This is a genomic window from Faecalimonas hominis (genome assembly GCF_054660755.1).
The window spans coordinates 78,195-97,542 of the sequence record NZ_BAAHSH010000029.1; the positions used below are offsets into that span (position 1 = coordinate 78,195).

Below are 19,348 nucleotides of genomic sequence, written 5' to 3' on the forward strand. Positions count from 1 at the left end.
CCTTACACTGCAATCGGAATATTTTTAATCTGCGGACCGGTCTGATAATTATCCAGTCTCACATCGTCCGTTGTAAACTCATAGAAATCCTTTATCTCCGGATTAAGCCAAAATGCAGGCGCCGGATAAGATTCTCTTGAAATCAATTCTTCAATCAGCGGGATATGTCTGTCATAAATGTGAGCGTCCGCAATGACATGAACAAGTTCACCGACCTGCATATCACACACCTGAGCAAGCATATGCACAAGAACTGCATACTGACATACGTTCCAGTTATTTGCCGCCAAAACGTCCTGAGAACGCTGATTTAAAATGGCATTTAACACTAATTTATCACTGTCATTTTTCTTCGTCACGTTAAATGTCACGCTATAGGCACACGGGTACAGATTCATCTCATGTAAATCCTGATGTACATAAATATTTGTCATAATACGACGACTGTACGGATTATTTTTGAGATCGTAAATCACTCTGTCCACCTGATCCATCATACCTTCTTTATACTGATGTTTCACACTCATCTGATAGCCGTATGCTTTCCCGATAGAGCCGTCTTCATCTGCCCAACTGTCCCAGATGTGGCTGTTTAAATCATTGATGTTATTTGATTTTTTCTGCCATATCCAAAGCATTTCATCTACACAGCTTTTGATTCCTGTGCGGCGCAATGTCAGAGCCGGAAATTCTTTCGATAAATCATAACGGTTCACTACACAAAACTTTTTCATCGTATAGGCAAAACTTCCGTCCTCCCATTTCGGACGTACCTTCTCCCCCTCCGTGCTTACTCCATTGTCAATAATGTCGCGGCACATTTCTATAAATACTTTATCTGCATAACTCATTTTAATCTCCTCCTACGGTTCTGATATGTTATAAAGCACTTTTTCCAGACCTCGTCTGAATACTTCTACTTCTTTTTTTGTCATTCCGATTGTCAGCCGTTTATCCAGCCTTTTCCTGTCGGATTCCATTTTCTTTTGAATATCAAATGCTTTCTCTGTCAGATAGATATTCTTGCACCGTTTGTCAGTGGGACTTTGTACACAAAGCACAAACCCTTTTTCATCAAGCCGTTTCAACAATCCTGTCACAGTCGGATTCTTCAACTGCAGATTTTTCTCTATCTCCCTTTGGGTAACATGTTCCTGATTACTTTGGAACAGATAATTGAGAACTGCACATTGGGAAGAAGTGATACCGAGTACCTTAAGGCGTTTTGTCAGTTCTTTTTCATAAATATTGTTAATCTGTTTTACAATAAAACCTATCGGTTGCCTTTCTTCCATACATGCTTACTCCCTTTTATCTTTTTGTTTTCACTAACTCAAAAATTCTTGCCTTTGACAGGGCTTTCGCCACAATATAGAAAAGAAAACTTTCAATCGGTACAGACATAACCTGTTTCCACAGTCTGACCGGAATCAATGCCCAAAACGCCTTGCCATACATAATGTGCAGCCAATATGTTCCAAGCAATAAGTTTACAATAATTGCGACAATTATTTTAGCAATTAAAATTCTTTTCAAACTGATTGGACGGTGATATAAAATCATTCCATAGATGACCGCTCCCAAAATTGCGTTAAATGTAAATCCGAAGAAATACGCCCCTGTCGGCTTTAACACAAATTTGATAATGTCCGTCACTCCGCCCATAATTCCGCCCACCACAGGGCCGAACAGCAGCGCCGTCATTTCATTGGCAATAAAAGAAAAACCTATTTTCAAAAAATCCGTCACCTGAATTGTAAAAAAGAATCCAAGTACGACACCGATTGCAATAAACATTGCCGTCACTACAATCGTCTTCAGATGCTTCAACTCTTGCCAGGAGTCTTTAAACTGTGCTTTCATTTGTTCCATAAAAAATACCTCCTTTGCAGTAGTCCTCAAGCCACGCATAGCAGGTATACAGTACAAACATATCTGTCATGTGCAGCGGCGGGATGCAAAATATGTACCGCAAGTTATCACTTTTCGTCCCACCGGCAACTCCCCGTCCGGTCGGCACTTAACGCACATATTTCTACTCTGCTTTTTTCATTTTATTTTCTTAGAAATTGTATCATAGTATGAAAAAAGATGCAAAAGAATTTGCAATTCCTTTGCATCTTTTTATTTGTCTAGGCTTTCGCTGCCACTCTTTCTCTAACTTTTTTTGGCTTTTCTTCCACCACGTCTTCATAAATCAATTTCTGACGTGTACCAAATTTTTCTTTATATTGTTTTCTCGCGTATCCGTAAAATGCAATTCCCAGAAGAATCCATGCTCCTACAATTACCCACTCTTCAGTGATTAACTGTGAATTGCCCGGAACTATATACAACAGACACATAATTGTCGTTGTGATAACGGCCATGCCGCCAACAAGTTTTGCATTTTTTACTTTATATGGTCTGTTCATATTCGGCTCGCTCTTTCTCAATTTTAAGAAAGAAGCAGAAACCATCAGGTATGCAAGACAAACCGCAAAACTTCCGGCATCAGTAATCCATGTCATCATAGATTTTCCAAAGAACGGAGCGATCACTGCGATAAATCCAACTAAAAGAATTGAATTTGTCGGTGTTTTTGTCTTCTTATTTACTTTTGCCAAAAATCCCGGTGCCATATGCGATTCAGATAAAGCGGCAATCGCTCTTGAACCACCCATGAAGAATGAGTTCCAACTTGTTACAATACCCATAATACCACCGAAAATACATACTGTTGAAGCAATATCACTGTTAAAATATGCTTTCTTCATCGCATCAGCCGTCACCAGTTCAGATATACTTAAATCTCCTTTTGACATAATAAGTGAAACTGCCAAAACAATTAATACATACCATGCAACCGCCATAAAAATGGAGAAGATAATAATTTTACCGATTTTCTTGAACGGAATGTTGATTTCTTCGGCTGCCTGTGGAATAACGTCGAATCCGACAAGCATAAACGGTGTCATTACCGCAACTTTGAATACGCCGCCAATCTCATCTCCCTCTAAAAACATCGGATCAAGATTTGCCGTATCACCGCGAACTACCGACGCCGCAATCAGTGCAATTCCTACTAAAGCAATAACAACCGTAAGAATTGTCTGCACATTTGCCGCTGTTTTTGCTCCCTTATAATTGATATAAGTAATAATAATCGCTGCAACCACCGCTACCGCTACCCATGAGGCATATACGTCAAATCCGCCAATCGTGTACATATATCCTTTTGTCACAAGTGACGGAGCAATGTATTTAATAACCGTAGGGAAAGCACACGCCTCAAAAGCAACAACGCCTACATATCCCAAAATAATTGCCCATGTACAGACAAATGAACCATTTTTACCAAAAGCCCTCAAACTGAATATATGCTCACCGCCGCATTCCGGCATTGCCGCTGTCAGTTCCGCGTAAGTCAGACCTACGAACAATACCATAAATCCACCGATACCAAATGCTATCATTGCTCCGATGCTGCCGCCATAATTAATCCATTCACCTGTCATAACAATCCAGCCCCAGCCAATCATCGCCCCAAACGCAATGACAAATATATCTTTTGAACTTAAGACTTTATCATACTTTGATTTTTTCTCATTCATAATTTTTCCTCGCATTCTTTTTATTTATGACAACTTTACTGCATTTCAAAGTTGTCACTTTAAGTAACAACTTTATTATATTCCAAAGTTGTCATCTGTTCAAGTATTAGTTTGTGAAAAATTACACAAATTTCCAGTGTCCATTTTTAGCATATTGTCTAACTAAAAAAATGCACCTTGACTGATAATCAAGATGCACTCTATTTTTCTCTATTTATTTGGATACATAAACCCTCTCACTCTGTCCGGACAATCTTCATCTCCCGTATAATATACGATGTCATTTAACCTGAATACCGCTTCCGGCCCCGGTGACATAATTAACGTTCCGTTTCTTCGTATGGCAATTACCGTGGCAAATGTTTCCTGCCAAAAATTAATCGAGCCAACTGTTTTATTCAAATACGGAGTCTTATCCGTAATGACAAGTTCATACGGAATAAACGGGTTGATCGAACGATAATTATCAATTTTCTTGATAACTTCATCTAAATATCCATACAGTTCTTTTGTAGCTTTCTGCTGCTTCTCCACATTTTCCAAAATATTTCTTTTCAATCCCTGAATGGACTGCATATGGGTGTGCTGCTGCAGGAAATTCTTAGCATTGTCTTCCGATTTAATGACAACACCGCTGTTCTTCGCAACCTCCACAACGTCCCAGTCAGACAGCACGCACATCGCTCTTCTCGCCGTTTCTGAAGATACACCATAACGGCTTCCTATGGAAGACCGTGCATAGACTTTCATTCCCTCCGTGTAAGTGCCGTCGACAATCTTATATGCAATGTCTGCGGCAATCTGCTGATACTTCGGGATTCCCACCTCATTTTTCAATTCCTTTTTCATAATTTTCCCTCCGGCTTTATACTTTTATATACAAAAAAAGCACGAGACGGGATTCGAACCCGCGACCCTCGCCTTGGCAAGGCGATACTCCACCACTGAGCCACTCGTGCATATCTGTTCTGCTCTCCAGAACAATTATTCAATTAAATTCTTTGGAAGCACGAGACGGGATTCGAACCCGCGACCCTCGCCTTGGCAAGGCGATACTCCACCACTGAGCCACTCGTGCATATCTGCTGCTCGTCAGAACAGTATTCATTATACTTCGCCTTTTCACTTTTGTCAACACTTTTTTTCAATTTTCAAAGTATTTATATTTTGTCAATAGTTTTGCGACAAGTTTTTTGAAAAAATATTATGCCGTGATTTTCTCCAACTCTTCTTTAAATAATTCTTCTGATGTTTTAAAGCCAAAAATACCCCGTGGGTATGTGTTTATCCAATTTTCTATAAATTCAATGTCCCTATCTTGCTTTTCGTCAAAATCTTCCCCTTTAGGGATATGGCGGCGGATTAACTTGTTTGTGTTCTCGTTGGTCCCTCTCTCCCAACTACTGTACGGGTGGCAATAGAATAGGTATGTGCGTTTCTCTCCTGGTGTCAACGCTGAACGCTCCATGCCTTTACAATCTGAAAACTCCACGCCGTTATCTACTGTGATGCTTCTAAACACCTTAGAAAACATATCTCCCCATTTTCTTTCTAAACGGTCCAGGGCATCCACCACGCTTTCCGCCTTTTGGTCTTTTAGTTTAAATATAATCTCGTCCCTGGTCTTTCTCTCTGTTAATACAAGCATACATGATTTTGTAACGCCTTGTTTGCCCTTTACGGTGTCCATTTCCCAATGTCCGAATGTTTCACGGGTTGCCACTTCATCCGGGCGGTTCTCTATGCTCTCCCCGGCCGCTGCCCTCTTCTGTACCTGGACTTTCTTATTTTTCTTTTTCTTCTTACCCTTAACGGGTAAATGCTTGTTGGTAAGTTTAAGGAATATGCCGTTATCAATATAGCGGTATAGGGTTCTTACGCTTATAGTGGTGCTAAATTCTATTCCGCTTGTTGCTACTGCTGCCAATGCTGCTTCCGGGCTATATTTATTTTCTACAATCTTATTTTCTATGTATTCCGCCAATTTAATATCATTGCCTATTTTAATATTTCTGCCTTTGCCCTGGGCGTTCCAATCATGGGTCTGCTGCCCCTTATCACTACTATAACGCACCTCTTCCGTATAGTCTGAATTTCTATGTACATACTCGCCCCGTTTCATTTCTCTGTAAATAGTGCTTCTGTGAACGTGCAAATAATCCGCAACCTCTTGTACGGAATGGCCTTTGTTAAGTAGTGTTTCCATTGATATTCTATCATTTTGGCTTAATTGTTTGTATTTTCTACCCATAAAAATAACCCCCTTGATACGGCAATAGGGACAACCCGGAATAATCCGTTGTTGTCCCCGTCTGTTTCCTATGTTCCTTTACTTATTCTGTGATTTCTTCTTTATAGGTTATTTCAATGGTAATACTAAATTCTTTTTCTAATTCATCATAGTAATATACATCTTTTCCGGCGTCATACCTTAAATGTTTATAGTTGCCGCCGGAAACCTCGGACCATATATTTTCTATGTTTCCCTTTTTCAAAAGGTTCTTTACTCTGCTTATGCCGCCCTTTTTAATATCTCCAATGTGGGTATTACATACAAATACTTGTAGTTGCTCCACCCCCCCCTCACAAGATATAGGGGTTATTGTGGCTTTTTCGTTCAATTCATATTCATAGATGTTTTCATCTTCCCTATTTTCTTCTATGAGGTCTTTCTTTTTTAACTTGTAATCCTCGTTTTTCTCCACAAGGTCCATAATATCTTCCATGTGGTCTTTTACATTATCCAGGATAAAGCGTTGACTTTTTACAATATATCTTGGCTTTTTTTCTTCCGGCATCTGTACGGGCTGCGGTTGTGCTGCTGCCGTGTTCTTTTTTGAAAATAGGTTGCTAAATAATCCCATGTTGTGTTCCTCGCTTTCTTCCGTGCTACCTTCCTTTAATTTGGCATATCAATTTCCACTTTTGCCACCAATTTAAAGTAGGGTTTCTTTTTATAAGTTCTATATCCTCTTTCCCTGGCGGTGGTAATAATCGCATGGCGGCGGTTAATGCTTCTGTGGCTTCCTTTGCCGTTATTCCGTATTCATTAGGCATTGCTTGTATTCTCCATTCTCTGTTTAATAGCCTGGTTAATATATTCGTTCACGCTTTCCCCGGCTGCTGCTGCCCTTTCTTTAATAACGGCTTTATCTCCTTTTGGTACGGTCAAGTTGATGCGGTCATACTTCTCATTTATAAACTGATTTTGGTATTTCACTTGGTCGAACTCTTTTTTTGTTTTTGGCATCCGTTGCCCTCTTCCTTTCTCTTGCCTTATGGTATATAATAGGTTTTACAGTTTGGGCGGTTTTGGCAAGTCCACCGCCCTTTCTGCATCCCTAAAGCCTATTCATTAGGCTTTTCTTCATTTCTTGGCTTCGCATCCACAATTCTTCTGATTAAATCCAAAATCTCATGTTCGCTATGCCCTTTCTCGTCACACCACTCAATGACTTCTTTAATTTCTTTCTTGTCCATATCTTCCATGTTATTCTCCTTTCTCTGCCGCCCAGGTACTCGTTAGGTTTTATGTATCTCCCTTAACTATCTTTATTATATATCATATTACGCAATATGTCAATACATATTACGCAATATTTATAAACTTATTTTTATGTGCAATAAGCCCGGCGGAATGTGCCAGGCTTAAAAGTGCGTGTATTTACCATTGATAAAATCACAGAAACAACGGGTTTCAATATATAGTTGCATCATATAGGCGTTTTGGGTTTCCGGGCATTGGTCTAAACGATTGTGTATATAAGCAATGCACCCTTGCCCGGTGTATACCTCATTGCTTCCCCGTTTCACATTAAAACGTGGGTTAAAACTTGTCAGACAGTACCGCAACGCCTATTGTTGCAACCCCTCAACGGTTTATAGTGGCTTGGGACACTCGCACCCGTTCACTGTGCGGCCGTTTTAGTTGCCTGGGCGGCACTGCTGCCGCCCTTACTTTATGCAATCCTTGTTTGTTCCACATACTCTTGTGCTTCTTTTTCGCTTTCAAACCAATCATTGTATATATCTTTTCTCCTGGTGCTTGTGTATGTGCTTTCCGGCTTCTCTTCTGCTTTTATCATATCTGTAATGTTTGCCGTTGCTCTTCCCCTATCGTCAAATGATGATGTTACACAATAATATGTTTTCATACTCTTTTCCTTTCTGCCGGGGCGTTTGCCCCGGTCTTATGTGTTATTATGCTGCTATGTCGGATGCTCCAATTACCGGACACATGGAGTAAACGCCCCACGGTGTAATTGTTTCTTCCTTGCCATTCCAGGAAAGCCCAATTTTGCACCGCTTTTCTTCTCCGTCCTTTAAGACTACAACGGTCTTTGCGGTTCTTTTTATAACCTTTTTTTTGATTGCTTCATGGTATTTAAAAATCCAATTATCCATTAACTATTCATCCCGTAACGCCGCCAAACGGTCCACTTTTTCTTTTTCTTTTGGCGGTAAATACTCAATGAGTGAGTGAATAATTGCGGTATATTGGCGTGAATATTTCTCGTAAATTTGGGTTGAGGGGTGGGCTTTTACAAATTTCTGTGATGCGTTCACGGTTTCCGTTGTAAGGCCCTCTTTTTTCAATTCTTCTTTCGCCTGGAAACAAGCCACTTTTAAAAATGCCGCTTCCTCAATCAGCGAATTTATAAGGGTTTTCTTGTTTTCATCATCAACCCCAACAAACATTTTTTCTAAAAACTCTATCTCTTTTTTAATCCTCGCATTTGTTAATTTGTTCGGTCTTTTTTTCTTATTTTCTGTTAAATCATTCTTGCTTTCTGCCATAAATATACCCCCCTCATATGCGTGCGACCTTGCGGAGTTTTTTTGAAGTAACTCCCTCGGTTCTTTTACCCGGTGTCAAATTCTGTACCCCGGGGGTGTGGTCTGATTTATTATTTTCTTTCGGCGGTAATAAATTTCCGTTTGCATCATACTGATAACGCATTGGTGTATCTGTAATTTTGATTTTCATTATTTCACTCCTTTATTTCTTCCATAATCTCTTTTATTTGGTTCATGGTGCTTTCCACCTGGGCTATTGTCATATTCTTATCGTCTATGTAATAATCCGCATAGATTTTTCTTGTATCGTTTCCCCACCGCTTTATCTGCTCCGGTAACGGCTCATTCACGGCATCAAATACAAGCCCTTGCAATCTGCACCACTCCACGGCATTTTCCAGGTCTGTCCCGGCTCTGCTTGTCCACAATATTATTTGGTGTCCCTGGGCTTTTACCGCTTTTGCAAAAGCAACCATTTTTTTGTTTGGGGCTATAATTTCCGGGAAACGGGTAATAGCCAATGTGTTATCAAAATCAATTGCGTATATTGCCATTATTCGCCCTCGCTTTCTGCTGCCGGGTTAAGGCTCATTTCATATTTCATAAGCATTGCGGCCGTCTGTACGGCTTCACACGCAAGGTTAATTGCGTAATCTGCAATTTTAAGCGGTGTTATCTCTTCTTTCAGATAACAAGGCGTTTCTTTCCCTCTCACATCATCCCATAAGCACTTGAAAGATGTTTCTAACTCTTCAAGGGCTTCTTTACTCTCTTCCAATTCCTCATAGGCAACCGCCACGCCCTCATGTTTTGATGTAAATAACGGGAATTGCTCATTTGCCCGGTTTAATTCTCTGTTGGCTGCTGCCGTGATTTCTTCTTTTAATTTCTGCATCATGTTGTGTTCCCTCGCTTTCTGTACTGTTGCACCCTAAACCATGTAAGGGGCTGCAAATTCATATACCGGCCTATCTGCTGCCGGGTTCATCTGCTCCGGTTTGGTATAAAGTTTTAATGTGATTGCCGGGTTTCCGTCTGCATCCGTTCCCCGTTGGTTAAAATTGTACTTAAATCCCAAATGGCTATTCATGGATGCACCTTTTAAAGTAAAGGCAAAATTACTTAATTCCCTTGCCCCAATCGTCACGCCCTGGGTGTTTAAATCTCTCCACCGCTTAAAGGTGCTTTTGATGTGTTCTAAAAAATCCGGCTCAATCTGATTGTTAATAGGCATCATTGTTTTTTCTTCCATGTGTTATTCCTCACTTTCTTTGTCCTTGCGTGATTTCTCCAGGCACGCCGCCTTTGGATTTTCTCGTACCTCTTCAATAACCTTTGGATTTTTGGCATATCCAAAACGGTAATTTCCAATTTTCCAATTTCTGCCACGGCTTATTCCTCACTTTTCAATATGATTTCCCGGTATATAGTCAACTGCAAATCCGAAAAACTGTAATTTGGTGTTTCTTCCGGGTGTAACGGCTGCATCAATCCCAATTCCTTATATCTTTTATGGGTTATGTCCACCGTTTCTTTTATCCGTGTGACCTCTTCCGCCATAAGTGCTTCATATTCTGTCATGTGTACCAAATTACCCAAATATCCGGCAAATAGTTCATTGCTTCCTTTTGTAATCCGTACACGGTCCGGGCCAGACATAACGGTCACAATATCCGCTAATGTCATACGCTGCACCTACCTTGTGGCTTCTACAATGGCGTTGTATAAATCCGGTGTTCTTTCTCCGGCTTCCAACCGCTCTTTTAATGGTGTAAGTAATGGATAAATGATTTTTCCCATATATCCGCCCGGTGCATATTTTGAAAGCATATCATTGACGGCGTTTTGTGCCGCTTCCCAATCTCTCAATATCTCCGGTGCTTCCCCAATCGTCATTCCGTCCAATTCCTCTTTAATGTGCTTTGCAAACATCTTTTCTGTTTCATCTGTCACGCACGCACTCGCTACAATTCCACTATCAAGAAGAAAATGTAACATCCCGGTGGCTAATGTGTCCGGCGTTATGGTTTCCTCTGCCGTAATTGCGGTTTTAGTTGTTTCTTCCTGTCCTGCTGCCGCCTGGGCTTCTGCTTCCACTGTTGCCAAAATGCTTTCCGCCGTTGGCTTCTCTTCCGGTTCATTTATCCCGGTAAAGTTCTTGTTTTCTGCTTCCATGTTTTGTTCCTCGCTTTCTTCTGCTGCATAAATGCTTTTTGCTATCTCTTCCGCTATTGCAGTAAAAACCGTTGTGGTTACTGCATTACCAAATTGTTTATATGCCTGGCTATCTGAAACAACTTGTTTCCAATCGTCCATAGGGAACGCTTGTAAAATCCCGTATTCTTTAGGTGTCAACTTTCGCACCCTCAACCGCTTTGTATCAAATATTTTCACTTCCCTTTGCCCCCCCCGGATGTTGTAAGGGTTGGTGCTATTCCATTCACGGAATACACCCGGCGGCATTGGTCTTGACCCTTTATGTCAAGCATCCCCACCATTTGGCAACCCTGGTTATTTGCTCTTTCCATTGTCTTGTTCCTTTCGCTCTTCTATAACTGCTATCATGTCTTTCTTTCCGGCGTACCCTTTATAATCCCTTGCGGTAAGGCACGGGGAAACATCCGCAATTTTTAAAACATTTCTTCCGCACTTATTGACCGTTACTGTTATGGGAAACTCTGTTGCTCTCTGCCCCCCCCCCAACTCGTAATGTTTTACCACAACCGTTGGGGTCTAAAAGCCCGGTTTCCTCTGCAATGTCCGTAACCACGCTTTCTTCCGTCTGTTCATCTTCCAGGATGATAACGCCGTGTAAATCCTGGGCGGTAAGTGTAAACATTGGCTCGTCCTCTGCCTTTGCCCTTGGTCCGTTCTGCCGTTTGTTAATACGGTCCGGCGTAATGCACGCATGGCACTTTCCCATTTTCTCCAATTTCTCCATTGCCTGGACTATAATGGTTTGTGCCTTTTCATCCGGCAAGTAATATTTTTCCGGCACATCTTTTTCCAGGTAATCCGATAACTTCGGTACAAATTCGTGTTGCTCTTTTGGAAATGTAAATGATAGGTTCTTTTTGTTCCTGGTCCCTACTACTGCGTAACGGTCCCGGTTCTGTGGCACATTCCAATATTTGGAATTAAACATTTCAATATGTGCCGTGTACCCGTGGCGTTCATATTCCAGGCGTAACACTGGCAGATACGGGCGTAACCCTCGCACATTCTCCGCAATGATAACGGCCGGCATGGCGTGTTCTCTCTCTCTCTCTGTTTCTTCAAGCAATCGCATCATTTCAAAGAAACATCCGCTGCGGCTCGCCGCCTTGAAATTCTCTCCACCGCACACCGGGCATTTTGTGTTCCCCGTGTACTCTTCCGGGTTAATTTCTACTTCATCGCCGCAATCCTCGCATTTTAAAATCATGCCCCTTTGCTTTCCGGCAACGCTCAAATCCTGGCAAGGAAAACCAAACGCCCATACATCCGCTTGTGGTATATCTGCTTGGTGCAATTCCTTTATATCTGCCTTTTGCACATGGTCCCCAACATTGGCACGGTATGTTTCCACGGCGTATTTATCAAAATCCCACGCCCCGGCTATCTCATACCCGGCATTTTTAAATGCAATACCCATTCCGCCGCATCCACAAAAGAAGTCATTAACCTTTAATTTTCTTTTCATCTGCTGCCACCTACGCTTCCTGGAATAACGGTTTTGCTTCTACTGCAACCATTGCTGAATACTCCACCTTATAACCCGTTACCTTATCCCCTCGCATCTGCGGCACTACTGCCGTTTGATACTGAACCGTTGGCGTATGGAAAAGTGATTTTACCTTTTCCACCTCTTCCAACTGCTTATTTATCCTTTCTTCCAATGTTTCCGGGTCTGTCCCTCGTAATATCCACACTTCCATGTTGAGTTCCTTTCTATACTGCTGCCGCCTGGCATTTATAAACTTCTCTGTGCTACTTCTGCCCGGTATGGTGTTCCCCCACGCTTCAATTCGTTATAAATCGTTGCTCTGTGAAACCCAACCGCCTTTGCAATATCTGTAACCTTTGCCCCGGTTCGCTCCATTGCTTCAATCTTCTGTCTGTCGGCGTATGTAATACGCTTATCTCCTTTTTTCACGTTTCCGCCCACCTTTCCTTAAAAATTGGCAAAATAAAAAGTGCTACAAGAGTTTTTTAATTCTCTTGTAGCACTCGTATTTTCCACAATAAAAAATCAAGTGCGATAGAGTTATTAACCCTTGTCGCACTTGATTTTACAACTTAGCAATTTTCAAAGTATTCGCTTGATAGACGCATAGGACAATCTGTGTTAGTATATTCTTAAAATATTTCAGGGACATTCAAGGAGGTACATACTTATGAATCCAAAACAAAAAGCACATGAAAATATGGCAAATACTATTATCAAAAATCTCTCCAGACGAAATATCGAAGGTTTCTATTGTCCCGATAAAGATTCTGCCGTTTCTCTGGCAATGGACATTATAGGCGAAAACGCCACCGTCAGTTTCGGAGGCTCTGCGACACTAAAAGAATCCGGAATGTTAGAAGCTTTAAGGAACTCTTCTGTCCATGTTATCGAAACATTTTCCGCCCAAACTCCTGAAGAAAAGCATCAGGCATTTCTGAATTGTGTTGCTTCAGACTATTTCTTTATGAGTTCTAACGCCATCACTATTGACGGTGAACTCATTAATATTGACGGAAACGGAAACCGTATCGCCTGTCTTATTCACGGCCCGAAACATGTTATTCTTCTGGTGGGCATGAACAAGGTTGTATCTGATGCCAAATCGGGGATTGCCCGCATTCAAAATACCGCTTCCCCGGTCAACGCCGTTTCACTCAACAAGAAAACACCATGCGGCATCACGGGACATTGTGGAAACTGCCACTCAGCAGACTGCATGTGCTGTCAGGTTGTTGTCACAAGACACTCCAGACATGATGGGCGCATTAAAGTTATTTTAATCGGAGAAGAACTTGGATATTAATTTCACATATCTTCCGGAAGGCATTTCTTTCGGAAGATATTTCTCTCTTCCAACTCTTTTAATGAATAAAATGAAATTTCATATCCTTTTTCCGCAAGCATATCTTTCAGTACCTTCATAAAGATTCCTGGTTTTTCCTCTCTTTTTAAAGAATCTAATGTATCAGATAAATTTTCATTTCCACTAAATTCTCCTCCCCATTCTCCATCATATGTAAATGTCACACCACAGCTTGGACTTCCATCAATCCCCACAATTCCAATGATTTCAAACCTTTCCGGATAAAAACTGTACTCCTCAATTTGCAAAAGGATCGGCTCCAGCATTTTTCTGGATTCCTTACGAAAAAACGCTGTATCAAACTGAGATGCCGCATGTCCCCAACGATTTGCCCCGTATAAAATAAACTCCGGACACGGAAGTTGAATAATCTCCACTCCAGCATCTAAAATTTTTTTCAAAAATTCTCTCTTATCTTTCCTTTCTTGTTCCATTTCCGATAGATTTTGATTTTTTAATTTCGCTCCATCATTCAGAAAACAATGGCTTACAAATAAAATTTTTTGTTTCATGCAATCCTCCCTAAATAAAATTTATTCTATACATATTATATCACGTTCTTTATAAGTTGTTTTATTGAATCCGTTAATAAGTATATACCAAAAATCAATTATCCTTATCCTATAGAAAATGCTAAAATAAAACTATATCTAAAGAAAAGAGGAAAAATAAATGAACAAACAATTTTCACCAACTGCCAGAATGGCGTTTTGTGGTCTTGCCATCGCATTAAACATCGTTCTCGGCATTGTAACCGCAGCTCTTAAATTTCCATTTTATCTTGATGTTATGGGAACTATGTTTATTGCCATATTCTTCGGACCGTGGTACGGTGCAGTTGTAGGAGGAGCAACCAACATTTTAACAAGCATTTTCAGCGGTTCCATCTCCGGTATGCCATTTATGCTCGTAAGCATCGCAATCGGTCTCATTACAGGATTTGCATTCCGTAAAATCAATTTCACTTTTGTAAACGCTATTTTAATCGGCGTTGTAACAGGAATCGTTGCTCCACTCATCGGAACTCCTATCGGAATTGCCGTATACGGCGGACTTACGGGAACTGTTTCTGATGTTGCAGTTATGTTTTTAAAACAAAGTGGAGCAAGTATTTTTACAGCTTCTTTCATACCAAAACTCTTCAATAACTTATTAGATAAAATCGGTTCTATGATTCTGGTATATCTGCTTGTCATTGCTTTGCCAAAAAATTTAAAGCCGAAAGCATTTACAAGAACACAAAAATAGTTTATATAAAAAACGGGATATAATTTGACATTATATCCCGTTTTTCATATAACCGAATCCAACTACACAGTACAAAACTGTCGTTTTCTATTCTTCTGTCTTTTCTTTCACAACAATGGCAAGTCCTAATTCGTCCAACTGTTTCTGATCTACTCCCGCAGGCGCTTCCGTCATCAAATCTGAAGCATCTTTTACTTTCGGGAATGCAATTACATCACGAATGCTGTCCTGTTTTGCCATAAGCATAATTAAACGGTCTAATCCGTAAGCCAGTCCTGCATGAGGCGGAACACCATATTTGAAAGCATTTAACAAGAAACCAAACTGTTCCTGTGCCTGTTCTTTTGTAAAGCCTAACACTTCAAACATTTTGTTCTGGATATCCTGATTAAAGATTCTGACACTTCCTCCACCAAGTTCTGTTCCGTTTAAAACAATATCGTATGCTTTTGCACGGACTTTTCCCGGTTCAGTATCAATTAAGTGTAAATCTTCTTCCATAGGCATTGTAAATGGGTGATGCATTGCTGTATATCTTCCGGCTTCCTCATTCCACTCTAACAATGGGAATTCTGTTACCCATAAGAATTTATATTCGTTTTTATCCAACAATTCTAACTGACGTGCAATTTCTAAACGAAGATTTCCGAGAACGTCCCAAACAACTTTGTTGCAATCCGCTGCGAACAGTAATAAGTCTCCGTTTTCTCCACCCATTGCATTTACAAGCGCAGTCATTTCTTCCTCACTCATAAATTTAGCAAATGAAGATTTCATTGTTCCATCTTCCTGAATTGCAATATATGCCAATCCTTTTGCTCCGTATCCTTTTGCAAAATCAACTAATTTGTCAATTTTCTTACGAGGCATTGCTCCCTGTCCTTTTGCATTGATACCGCGAACACTTCCGCCCTGCTCAAGAGCATTTTTAAACACAACAAATTCACAGTCTTTTACAACTTCTGAAACGTCTGTCAATTCCATGCCGAAACGAATGTCCGGTTTATCGGAACCGAATCTGTCCATTGCTTCCTGCCATGTCATTCTCTGAATCGGAAGAGAAACTTCTACGTCAAGAATTTCTTTGAATACTTTTGCAAGCAGTCTCTCATTTACGTCAATAACATCATCAACATCTACAAAAGACAATTCCATATCAATCTGTGTAAATTCCGGCTGTCTGTCTGCACGCAAGTCTTCATCACGGAAACATTTTACAATCTGGAAATATCTGTCATATCCGGCACACATTAATAACTGTTTGAAAATCTGCGGAGACTGTGGAAGTGCGTAAAAACTTCCCTGATGCACACGGCTTGGCACAAGGTAATCTCTCGCCCCTTCCGGTGTACTTTTAATTAACATCGGTGTCTCAATTTCCAAAAATCCTTCTTCCGCCAAAAACTGACGTGTCAATGTTGCAACCTGACTTCTCATAATAAGGTTTCTCTGTAAGTCCGGTCTTCTCAAGTCTAAAACACGGTTTTTTAATCTGACTTCTTCTTTTGTCTTGCTGTTTTCTTCGATTGGAAACGGAGGTGTCTCTGATTCCGATAAAACACGAAGTTCTGTCGGAAGAACTTCAATATCACCTGTTACAATATTTTCATTTACTGCTCCTGAACGTTTCGCAACTTTTCCCACTACTGCCACTACATATTCTGAACGAAGACTTCCTGCTTTTTCAATTAATTCTGAAGATACGCTTCCTTCCTCAAAAACAACCTGCACGATTCCCGAGCGGTCTCTCACATCGACAAAAACAAGCCCTCCTTTATTTCTGTTTTTCTGTACCCAGCCCATAACGGTAACTGTTTCCCCGATATGACTGCTGTTAAGTTCTGCACATCTATGACTTCTTTTCAGTCCCTGCATTGATTCTGCCATCTTTTTTCCCTGCTTTCTTTATAGTTTATCTTTAAAAAATTCCTGTATATCGTTGTATCCTTCCGAAGAAAGTTGTTCTTTTTGGAATTTCTTATTTTTCTTCATCACACTAATCTGTACCTGATTGCCCGCAGCACGCTCTTCTTTCGCAAGTGAAAGCACTTTCAACAAACCTTCCTGATTCATACCTTTTTCAATTAGGAATGCTTTTTTATTTTTCGCTGTTGGCACTTCATATCCTCTTTCAAGCAATAACATAACAATACGCTCAAATCCTATGGAAAATCCACATGCCGGCGTCTGCTGCCCTGTAAATTTGCCAATCATTTCATCATATCGTCCGCCACCGCCTACGGAACCTCCGAACTCGTCCATGGCGATTTCAAAGATTGTTCCCGTATAGTATGACATTCCACGAACTAAAGTCGGATCGAAACTAATTTTAAACTCTGCCTCTTTCACACTGTCTACACTTGTGATAATCATTTCCAAACCGTCAGCAGTTTCCGCATCTAAAAATCCTGCTAATTTTTCTTTGCAGTAACGTACTCCTTCCACATCGTTTGTGATTTCTTTAAACAATGCCAAATATTTATCTACGGACTCTTTTGCATATCCGTTTGCTTCCAACTCTGCCGCAACACCGTCCAAACCGATTTTATCCATTTTATCTAGGATAATAAACACATTATCATAGTCTTTTTCTTCAAATCCGCTGTAAGACGCCATCGATTTTAAAATTTTTCTGTCATTAATACGAATTGTAAAATTCTTGAAATCTAATTTGCCAAGTAATGTCGTTGTTGCCAAAATCAGTTCTATCTCTGCCAAATTAGTAGGCTCTCCTAAAATATCAATGTCACACTGCATAAACTGGCGAAATCTTCCTCGCTGCGGTCTGTCCGCACGCCACACATTTCCCATCTGTAATGCTTTAAACGGAGAAGGCAATTCATTTGACGCATTTGCATAATATCTGCAAAGAGGAACCGTAAGGTCATAGCGAAGTCCTCCGTCCACTACGTCACTTTCTGTCTGTGCCGTTTCCAATTTTAACTTTTCTCCGCGCTTCAGGATTTTGAAAATTAGTTTTTCATTTTCCCCGCCCTGTTTACTGCACAAATTTTCGATATGTTCTACACATGGTGTTTCAATGGAAGAAAATCCAAATGTGCTGTATGTTTCCTTAATTAAATGAATGACATAATCTCTAATCTCCATTTCTCTTGGCAACATATCTTTCATGCCTGTCATTGCTTTCTTCTTTAACGCCATAGCCATTCTCCTTTTCTCTCTATCATTTCATCAATACGCATAATATACGCATCTACATCTTTCACATTTTCTATGCGTACAATATTTTTCAAATCACCGGATTTCCTGTCCCGGATTTCTTTCCCTTTTGGAAGTACAATCTTTGTGGACGCTCCTGCTCCAACCGCTACAATCGATTGTTTTTCCTCCATAATAAGTATATTGTATATTCCCGCTTTGTCAACCTTTGCATAACCAACATTTTCAAAATTTCCGGCAATATTTTTTTGTCGATATAAATAGTATGGAAACAATTCCATTTCTCCTGCATATTTTGCTGCGAGTTCAATCATCTCTGAAAGTGTCTCCGACTGATTCATCAATTCTTTTTTTGTTTCAGTCTGATTTAGTTTCGATGCACGTTTGATTGCCAGGGAATGTACTGTAAGATTATCGGGATTCAACTCCTTTATCTTCTCTAATGTATCTCGCATATCGTCAACATTTTCTCCTGTTAATCCTGCAATCAAATCCATATTGATATTATCAAATCCCAATTTTCTTGCCAACCGGAATATTCTGATGACATCTTCCACCGTATGTCTTCTTCCTATACTGTCCAATGTCTTTTGCTGCATCGTCTGTGGATTAATGGAAATACGGGTAATATGATGTCGCTTAAGTACTTCCAGTTTCGCCTCTGTAATACTGTCCGGGCGTCCCGCCTCCACAGTGAACTCCTTTAATTCTTCTAAAGAAAATGTCTTTTCCACATGCGTCAGCAGTCTGTCCAACTGTTCCGCCTCCAACGTAGTAGGAGTGCCACCGCCCATATAAATAGTGTTCAATTTTTTCTCTTTTGAAGTTTCTCCCACAAATGAGATTTCTTTACAAAGCGCTTCCAAATATTCGTCTGTTCTTTCCTTCCACTGCTGAATCGGATAAGAGGTAAACGAACAGTAGGAACATGTGGTAGGACAGAAAGGAATTCCGATATAGAGACTGTATCCGTTTTCGTAGTCCAACTGTTCCAACAGACTTTTTTCTCTTTTAGCAATTTCCATTCCCAAAGTTGCTTTTTTCTCAGACACAAGATACTGTTGCTGAAACCACTCTTTAATGTCCTCTTCTGATTTTCCGTCTTCCAATTTTTTCATCAGTATTTTTGTCGGCCTTATCCCAGTAAGGATACCCCACGCTATACTCTTATTTGTATACCTTTCCATTTGTTTGTAAATTTTTTTATTTACTTCACTTTTATTTTCTTTCTTTGTACACTCTTTGTTGACATCATCAATTTTTATTATCGTTTGTTTATCCACATCTATAGAAATTATTTCATTTCTTTCTCTATTAATATGTTGCTTTATTTCTTCGTTTGGTAAAAAAGCCTTTACGATATGGAACGCATCATATACATAAAACTCTTCTTTTATATAAATATCAACCATTTTCATCTCTCTCTTTTATAAAATAAGGGACGCAATTTTTCTTTCA

The 19,348-nt window shown here is 40.2% G+C and carries 28 protein-coding genes, 2 tRNA genes and 1 riboswitch; of the genes, 2 read left to right on the forward strand and 28 right to left on the reverse strand.

The features are described from left to right. Positions 1–2: 2 nt before the first annotated feature. The 24 genes from thyA to ACYQ35_RS05770 form a co-directional block, all read right to left on the reverse strand. Positions 3–851, reverse strand: a complete 849-nt coding sequence (gene thyA, locus ACYQ35_RS05655) for a thymidylate synthase (RefSeq protein ID WP_009460543.1) — start codon at positions 849–851, stop codon at positions 3–5. Positions 852–863: 12 nt separating this feature from the next. Then, positions 864–1,295 carry a MarR family winged helix-turn-helix transcriptional regulator gene (locus tag ACYQ35_RS05660; protein WP_009460541.1) on the reverse strand — a complete coding sequence of 144 codons (432 nt, stop codon included), beginning with the start codon at positions 1,293–1,295 and terminating at the stop codon, positions 864–866. Between the two features lie 16 nt (positions 1,296–1,311). Beyond that, entirely contained in the window at positions 1,312–1,872 is a 561-nt protein-coding gene (locus ACYQ35_RS05665) for a folate family ECF transporter S component (RefSeq protein ID WP_009460539.1), read from the reverse strand. 74 nt (positions 1,873–1,946) lie between these two features. Then, positions 1,947–2,045, reverse strand: a riboswitch (THF riboswitch). An 87-nt stretch (positions 2,046–2,132) separates the two neighbouring features. Further along, a complete protein-coding gene (locus ACYQ35_RS05670; RefSeq protein ID WP_009460537.1) occupies positions 2,133–3,593 on the reverse strand; it encodes an APC family permease in 1,461 nt (486 codons plus the stop codon). Positions 3,594–3,803: 210 nt separating this feature from the next. Next, the gene (locus ACYQ35_RS05675) at positions 3,804–4,442 is read right to left on the reverse strand and encodes a GntR family transcriptional regulator (protein WP_009460536.1); all 639 of its coding nucleotides are present in this window, start codon (positions 4,440–4,442) and stop codon (positions 3,804–3,806) included. Positions 4,443–4,480: 38 nt separating this feature from the next. Then, a tRNA-Gly gene (locus ACYQ35_RS05680) sits at positions 4,481–4,552 on the reverse strand. Positions 4,553–4,599: 47 nt separating this feature from the next. Continuing rightward, positions 4,600–4,671, reverse strand: a tRNA-Gly gene (locus tag ACYQ35_RS05685). A gap of 126 nt (positions 4,672–4,797) precedes the next feature. After that, the gene (locus tag ACYQ35_RS05690) at positions 4,798–5,844 is read right to left on the reverse strand and encodes an IS30 family transposase (protein WP_069431745.1); all 1,047 of its coding nucleotides are present in this window, start codon (positions 5,842–5,844) and stop codon (positions 4,798–4,800) included. A gap of 82 nt (positions 5,845–5,926) precedes the next feature. Next, positions 5,927–6,391 carry a hypothetical protein gene (locus ACYQ35_RS05695; protein ID WP_459831059.1) on the reverse strand — a complete coding sequence of 155 codons (465 nt, stop codon included), beginning with the start codon at positions 6,389–6,391 and terminating at the stop codon, positions 5,927–5,929. Between the two features lie 91 nt (positions 6,392–6,482). Then, entirely contained in the window at positions 6,483–6,650 is a 168-nt protein-coding gene (locus ACYQ35_RS05700; RefSeq protein ID WP_181989640.1) for a hypothetical protein, read from the reverse strand. Then, on the reverse strand, positions 6,643–6,843 hold the full coding sequence (locus ACYQ35_RS05705) for a hypothetical protein (RefSeq protein WP_055304030.1): 201 nt from the start codon (positions 6,841–6,843) through the stop codon (positions 6,643–6,645). Before ACYQ35_RS05705 ends, ACYQ35_RS05700 begins: the two co-directional genes overlap by 8 nt. A gap of 98 nt (positions 6,844–6,941) precedes the next feature. Further along, entirely contained in the window at positions 6,942–7,082 is a 141-nt protein-coding gene (locus ACYQ35_RS05710) for a hypothetical protein (RefSeq protein ID WP_159464034.1), read from the reverse strand. A gap of 470 nt (positions 7,083–7,552) precedes the next feature. After that, positions 7,553–7,747, reverse strand: a complete 195-nt coding sequence (locus ACYQ35_RS05715; protein WP_117786991.1) for a hypothetical protein — start codon at positions 7,745–7,747, stop codon at positions 7,553–7,555. A gap of 46 nt (positions 7,748–7,793) precedes the next feature. Further along, a complete protein-coding gene (locus ACYQ35_RS05720; protein ID WP_459831063.1) occupies positions 7,794–7,997 on the reverse strand; it encodes a hypothetical protein in 204 nt (67 codons plus the stop codon). Between the two features lie 3 nt (positions 7,998–8,000). Further along, positions 8,001–8,390 (reverse strand): hypothetical protein, encoded by a 390-nt coding sequence (locus ACYQ35_RS05725; RefSeq protein ID WP_008722332.1) that lies wholly within the window; start codon positions 8,388–8,390, stop codon positions 8,001–8,003. 13 nt (positions 8,391–8,403) lie between these two features. Further along, on the reverse strand, positions 8,404–8,580 hold the full coding sequence (locus tag ACYQ35_RS05730) for a hypothetical protein (RefSeq protein ID WP_459831065.1): 177 nt from the start codon (positions 8,578–8,580) through the stop codon (positions 8,404–8,406). 4 nt (positions 8,581–8,584) lie between these two features. Continuing rightward, the gene (locus tag ACYQ35_RS05735; protein ID WP_459831067.1) at positions 8,585–8,944 is read right to left on the reverse strand and encodes a hypothetical protein; all 360 of its coding nucleotides are present in this window, start codon (positions 8,942–8,944) and stop codon (positions 8,585–8,587) included. Continuing rightward, a complete protein-coding gene (locus ACYQ35_RS05740) occupies positions 8,944–9,288 on the reverse strand; it encodes a hypothetical protein (protein ID WP_459831069.1) in 345 nt (114 codons plus the stop codon). Before ACYQ35_RS05740 ends, ACYQ35_RS05735 begins: the two co-directional genes overlap by 1 nt. 33 nt (positions 9,289–9,321) lie before the next feature. Then, a complete protein-coding gene (locus tag ACYQ35_RS05745; RefSeq protein ID WP_459831071.1) occupies positions 9,322–9,642 on the reverse strand; it encodes a hypothetical protein in 321 nt (106 codons plus the stop codon). Between the two features lie 140 nt (positions 9,643–9,782). Further along, positions 9,783–10,076, reverse strand: coding sequence for a hypothetical protein (locus ACYQ35_RS05750; RefSeq protein WP_459831073.1), 294 nt, complete (start codon positions 10,074–10,076; stop codon positions 9,783–9,785). Positions 10,077–10,085: 9 nt separating this feature from the next. Then, positions 10,086–10,784 (reverse strand): DNA cytosine methyltransferase, encoded by a 699-nt coding sequence (locus ACYQ35_RS05755; protein WP_459831077.1) that lies wholly within the window; start codon positions 10,782–10,784, stop codon positions 10,086–10,088. A 256-nt stretch (positions 10,785–11,040) separates the two neighbouring features. Then, positions 11,041–12,072 carry a DNA cytosine methyltransferase gene (locus tag ACYQ35_RS05760; RefSeq protein WP_459831079.1) on the reverse strand — a complete coding sequence of 344 codons (1,032 nt, stop codon included), beginning with the start codon at positions 12,070–12,072 and terminating at the stop codon, positions 11,041–11,043. 10 nt (positions 12,073–12,082) lie between these two features. Beyond that, positions 12,083–12,307: a hypothetical protein gene (locus ACYQ35_RS05765; RefSeq protein ID WP_459831082.1), complete on the reverse strand. Its 225-nt coding sequence runs from the start codon at positions 12,305–12,307 to the stop codon at positions 12,083–12,085. Positions 12,308–12,342: 35 nt separating this feature from the next. Beyond that, complete coding sequence (locus ACYQ35_RS05770) at positions 12,343–12,525, reverse strand: helix-turn-helix domain-containing protein (protein WP_021938450.1); 183 nt, start codon at positions 12,523–12,525, stop codon at positions 12,343–12,345. 241 nt (positions 12,526–12,766) lie between these two features. Between ACYQ35_RS05770 and ACYQ35_RS05775 the strand changes: the two genes are divergently transcribed. Next, positions 12,767–13,402, forward strand: a complete 636-nt coding sequence (locus ACYQ35_RS05775) for a lactate utilization protein (protein ID WP_459831085.1) — start codon at positions 12,767–12,769, stop codon at positions 13,400–13,402. A 2-nt stretch (positions 13,403–13,404) separates the two neighbouring features. On the opposite strand, the gene ACYQ35_RS05780 is transcribed toward ACYQ35_RS05775, so the two are convergent. Beyond that, positions 13,405–13,974: a CD3072 family TudS-related putative desulfidase gene (locus ACYQ35_RS05780; RefSeq protein WP_009460532.1), complete on the reverse strand. Its 570-nt coding sequence runs from the start codon at positions 13,972–13,974 to the stop codon at positions 13,405–13,407. 160 nt (positions 13,975–14,134) lie between these two features. Here ACYQ35_RS05780 and ACYQ35_RS05785 point away from each other — a divergent pair, with 160 nt between their 5' ends. Further along, a complete protein-coding gene (locus ACYQ35_RS05785) occupies positions 14,135–14,710 on the forward strand; it encodes a CD3073 family putative ECF transporter S component (RefSeq protein ID WP_459831087.1) in 576 nt (191 codons plus the stop codon). 87 nt (positions 14,711–14,797) lie between these two features. Here ACYQ35_RS05785 and aspS read toward each other — a convergent pair whose 3' ends face one another. From aspS to hemZ, 3 genes are read right to left on the reverse strand one after another with little or no spacing between them, the layout of a single operon-like run. Further along, entirely contained in the window at positions 14,798–16,597 is a 1,800-nt protein-coding gene (gene aspS / locus ACYQ35_RS05790; protein WP_459831089.1) for an aspartate--tRNA ligase, read from the reverse strand. An 18-nt stretch (positions 16,598–16,615) separates the two neighbouring features. Then, a complete protein-coding gene (gene hisS, locus ACYQ35_RS05795; RefSeq protein ID WP_459831092.1) occupies positions 16,616–17,872 on the reverse strand; it encodes a histidine--tRNA ligase in 1,257 nt (418 codons plus the stop codon). Continuing rightward, positions 17,863–19,302, reverse strand: coding sequence for a coproporphyrinogen dehydrogenase HemZ (hemZ, locus tag ACYQ35_RS05800; RefSeq protein WP_459831094.1), 1,440 nt, complete (start codon positions 19,300–19,302; stop codon positions 17,863–17,865). Before hemZ ends, hisS begins: the two co-directional genes overlap by 10 nt. Positions 19,303–19,348: the final 46 nt, after the last annotated feature.

Excerpts from the sequence above, each read along its gene's own strand:
- thyA (WP_009460543.1), bottom strand. The coding sequence starts at position 851 with ATGAGTTATGCAGATAAAGTATTTATAGAAATGTGCCGCGACATTATT.
- ACYQ35_RS05660 (WP_009460541.1), bottom strand. The coding sequence starts at position 1,295 with ATGGAAGAAAGGCAACCGATAGGTTTTATTGTAAAACAGATTAACAAT.
- ACYQ35_RS05665 (WP_009460539.1), bottom strand. The coding sequence starts at position 1,872 with ATGGAACAAATGAAAGCACAGTTTAAAGACTCCTGGCAAGAGTTGAAG.
- ACYQ35_RS05670 (WP_009460537.1), bottom strand. The coding sequence starts at position 3,593 with ATGAATGAGAAAAAATCAAAGTATGATAAAGTCTTAAGTTCAAAAGAT.
- ACYQ35_RS05675 (WP_009460536.1), bottom strand. The coding sequence starts at position 4,442 with ATGAAAAAGGAATTGAAAAATGAGGTGGGAATCCCGAAGTATCAGCAG.
- ACYQ35_RS05690 (WP_069431745.1), bottom strand. The coding sequence starts at position 5,844 with ATGGGTAGAAAATACAAACAATTAAGCCAAAATGATAGAATATCAATG.
- ACYQ35_RS05695 (WP_459831059.1), bottom strand. The coding sequence starts at position 6,391 with ATGCCGGAAGAAAAAAAGCCAAGATATATTGTAAAAAGTCAACGCTTT.
- ACYQ35_RS05700 (WP_181989640.1), bottom strand. The coding sequence starts at position 6,650 with ATGCCTAATGAATACGGAATAACGGCAAAGGAAGCCACAGAAGCATTA.
- ACYQ35_RS05705 (WP_055304030.1), bottom strand. The coding sequence starts at position 6,843 with ATGCCAAAAACAAAAAAAGAGTTCGACCAAGTGAAATACCAAAATCAG.
- ACYQ35_RS05710 (WP_159464034.1), bottom strand. The coding sequence starts at position 7,082 with ATGGAAGATATGGACAAGAAAGAAATTAAAGAAGTCATTGAGTGGTGT.
- ACYQ35_RS05715 (WP_117786991.1), bottom strand. The coding sequence starts at position 7,747 with ATGAAAACATATTATTGTGTAACATCATCATTTGACGATAGGGGAAGA.
- ACYQ35_RS05720 (WP_459831063.1), bottom strand. The coding sequence starts at position 7,997 with ATGGATAATTGGATTTTTAAATACCATGAAGCAATCAAAAAAAAGGTT.
- ACYQ35_RS05725 (WP_008722332.1), bottom strand. The coding sequence starts at position 8,390 with ATGGCAGAAAGCAAGAATGATTTAACAGAAAATAAGAAAAAAAGACCG.
- ACYQ35_RS05730 (WP_459831065.1), bottom strand. The coding sequence starts at position 8,580 with ATGAAAATCAAAATTACAGATACACCAATGCGTTATCAGTATGATGCA.
- ACYQ35_RS05735 (WP_459831067.1), bottom strand. The coding sequence starts at position 8,944 with ATGGCAATATACGCAATTGATTTTGATAACACATTGGCTATTACCCGT.
- ACYQ35_RS05740 (WP_459831069.1), bottom strand. The coding sequence starts at position 9,288 with ATGATGCAGAAATTAAAAGAAGAAATCACGGCAGCAGCCAACAGAGAA.
- ACYQ35_RS05745 (WP_459831071.1), bottom strand. The coding sequence starts at position 9,642 with ATGGAAGAAAAAACAATGATGCCTATTAACAATCAGATTGAGCCGGAT.
- ACYQ35_RS05750 (WP_459831073.1), bottom strand. The coding sequence starts at position 10,076 with ATGACATTAGCGGATATTGTGACCGTTATGTCTGGCCCGGACCGTGTA.
- ACYQ35_RS05760 (WP_459831079.1), bottom strand. The coding sequence starts at position 12,072 with ATGAAAAGAAAATTAAAGGTTAATGACTTCTTTTGTGGATGCGGCGGA.
- ACYQ35_RS05765 (WP_459831082.1), bottom strand. The coding sequence starts at position 12,307 with ATGGAAGTGTGGATATTACGAGGGACAGACCCGGAAACATTGGAAGAA.
- ACYQ35_RS05775 (WP_459831085.1), top strand. The coding sequence starts at position 12,767 with ATGAATCCAAAACAAAAAGCACATGAAAATATGGCAAATACTATTATC.
- ACYQ35_RS05780 (WP_009460532.1), bottom strand. The coding sequence starts at position 13,974 with ATGAAACAAAAAATTTTATTTGTAAGCCATTGTTTTCTGAATGATGGA.
- ACYQ35_RS05785 (WP_459831087.1), top strand. The coding sequence starts at position 14,135 with ATGAACAAACAATTTTCACCAACTGCCAGAATGGCGTTTTGTGGTCTT.
- aspS (WP_459831089.1), bottom strand. The coding sequence starts at position 16,597 with ATGGCAGAATCAATGCAGGGACTGAAAAGAAGTCATAGATGTGCAGAA.
- hisS (WP_459831092.1), bottom strand. The coding sequence starts at position 17,872 with ATGGCGTTAAAGAAGAAAGCAATGACAGGCATGAAAGATATGTTGCCA.
- hemZ (WP_459831094.1), bottom strand. The coding sequence starts at position 19,302 with ATGGTTGATATTTATATAAAAGAAGAGTTTTATGTATATGATGCGTTC.